Annotated in this window: 3 protein-coding genes; 2 read left to right on the top strand and 1 reads right to left on the bottom strand. The window is 43.7% G+C overall.

The window, feature by feature from the left end:
• Positions 1 to 285: 285 nt before the first annotated feature.
• Positions 286 to 930 carry a class I SAM-dependent methyltransferase gene (locus ABYV26_RS24535; RefSeq protein WP_372683975.1) on the top strand — a complete coding sequence of 215 codons (645 nt, stop codon included), beginning with the start codon at positions 286 to 288 and terminating at the stop codon, positions 928 to 930.
• A 148-nt stretch (positions 931 to 1,078) separates the two neighbouring features.
• Positions 1,079 to 1,666: a hypothetical protein gene (locus tag ABYV26_RS24540; RefSeq protein WP_372683976.1), complete on the top strand. Its 588-nt coding sequence runs from the start codon at positions 1,079 to 1,081 to the stop codon at positions 1,664 to 1,666.
• A gap of 176 nt (positions 1,667 to 1,842) precedes the next feature.
• Here the strand turns inward: ABYV26_RS24540 and ABYV26_RS24545 are convergent, their stop codons facing one another.
• On the bottom strand, positions 1,843 to 2,190 hold the full coding sequence (locus tag ABYV26_RS24545; protein ID WP_372683977.1) for a hypothetical protein: 348 nt from the start codon (positions 2,188 to 2,190) through the stop codon (positions 1,843 to 1,845).
• Positions 2,191 to 2,320 lie beyond the last annotated feature (130 nt).

A 2,320-nucleotide genomic window follows, 5' to 3' on the forward strand; every position in this document is an offset into this window, starting at 1 on the left:
ATAAAAATAAATTGCCTGAAAGGAGAACGGTGGCCGTAAAAAAAATGCGTTGGTAAACGTTGGAATTGATCCGAAGCAGATCAAGACGGTCGGGTTTGGCGAGTCAATGCCGATTTCATCTATCTATCCATGCACGAAATCGGCGTGTAAATATCGTGATCAATCCCATTCAGCAGGGGTAAGATCTTTGGCCAATCCAAAGTAGGGACGTAAAAAATTGCTACGCGTGGAATTGTTAACTGACGTGTCGGACGGCTTTTATTTATAATTACGGGACCAATCGATATGAAAGATGTGATAAAAAAGTGGTATGAAAAAAAGGTGTTTCCATACTTGGAAACATTGGCAACGAGCAATCTGAAAAGAGAACGGCACCGGTTGTTGGCCTTGGCGGAAGGGCATCTGATGGAAATCGGTGCCGGTGCCGGTCAAAATGTTGACCATTTGCCACCAGCAGTTAAACGTTATGTTGCTATAGAACCGTCAACAACGTTTATAAAACGACTGCGCAAGGATAAGGCATGCAGAAGCGGTGCTTTGGATTACCTGGTGCTTCAGGGCAAGGCAGAGGCGGTTCCCCATCCCTCTGATATATTTGATACCGTCGTGAGTTTCCTGGTCCTTTGTTCGGTAATCGACCCAGTGGCGTCGTTAAGTGAGATATTCCGGATTTTGAAGCCAGGCGGACGCTTTCTTTTTTTTGAACACGTCCTGGCGGAGCGTCCTGAAACCTTTCGAAAACAACAATTTTTCAACTCTTTGTGGAAACACATTGCATGTGGCTGCGAATTGGTGCGCAATACACCCCGGGCCATTGAGTCAGCCGGGTTTGAATTCCAACGATTTAACCGTTATCGTTCTTCCCACATGGGCTTGTCCATAACTGCTCAGGTAATTGAAGGTATGGCCATTAAGCCTTTCCATTTTTAAAATAAGTTTCTCGAGGTTGCCTGCTGTTAAAAGTTGTCTCGTAAGGGCAGCGTCCCAAAATCTTAACTCGTCTGTTTTTAGATTTACTCTGAGGGTACGGATAGAGAAAGCAACACCAAACGTTAATCGGGATATAGGCTTATCCAAAATGGAGAACCCAATTAAAAACAGCAAGCTTCATCAATTTTTGATCGCGACTACAGTTTTTGTGGTTGGTGGCAGCGCAGTCCATTTGTTCGTTATGATTATTGATTACCTCCTTATGCCTTCCTTCTCCCACATGGATTTGCGATCAGATTTTTTCGGTAGTGTGATGGCGTTAGCCATGTTGCCGATGGCAATAACATATGGTACCTGTCTCCTGGGTGTTTATTTTTTCTGGCGAAAAGCAAAAAATGCGTTGGCGCTTGCTTATAAAAAAGAAGCTCTACGAAGAGAGGCTGAAGAAGTTGTTCAAACCATGCAACGGCTCACCGGTATTTTGGCGGAACATTTGTCGAGTCATAATGCAGAAATCCTGCATTGGGTGGAGAACCGTGTACAAAAAACAGGAGCTGCCCCCCCAAGTATCGAACGATCCAGTCATAAAATTGCAGAAGTAATGAAAGCCTTGACGGAGGTCTCATTCGTTTCGCCTTATGTAGGAAAGCGGCCACTGACGGTCTTTGAGTTCGAAACAGCTTTTCAAAAAAAGTTGAAAAATCAATCCTTCACATCTGGCTGCGAAGACTTTTAGACAGTTGGACATGTGAGACTTCAATAGAACTTTTAATGCTGCCCGACCTGTCACGATCGGACAGGGTGTAGAGCCTATCGAAGAAATTTGCTATCCTATTGGCGTTTCGGATTATGATGTTGAAGCAGGTATTGATTTTTTGGAGTCCAGCTTTAATTGAGGCCGTCATGGATTGGCTATTTGGTTGGTTTCCGGGAAAGGAATCGTACCATACCATTCTGCTTATCCACCAGCAGTGAATGGCTGATGCTGCCATTAGCTTCACTCACTCTGGCTATGTAGTATCGTCCCGTATTCTTAAGCTCATCTATGCCGTATTCATTAATGATATTCTCGTCGATGCGTTCCTTGACAATCTCAGTTGCCGTGACCAACCCCATACCACCAAAGAAGGTCTCTTTAGAATTTTCCCCATCAAAAGGATTTTCCGAACCGGATAGCCGATGCTGGTTGCCATTATTGTTATGATTGAATCTGTTTTTAACTGCTAGGCTAAAATCCTTTAGGACATTTAATAATTTCATGGCACATCCTCAATATTGACTTTTTGGTTTTTCGGGTGGCGATAATATGAGATGATGCTTTCAAGGGTGATCTTCGTCTTGGTAACGACGTCTTCTATCTTATATTCTGGCAAACCTATCTATCAGGCCA

The sequence above is a fragment of the Desulfosarcina sp. genome (genome assembly GCF_041551955.1).
GTDB lineage: Bacteria > Desulfobacterota > Desulfobacteria > Desulfobacterales > Desulfosarcinaceae > Desulfosarcina.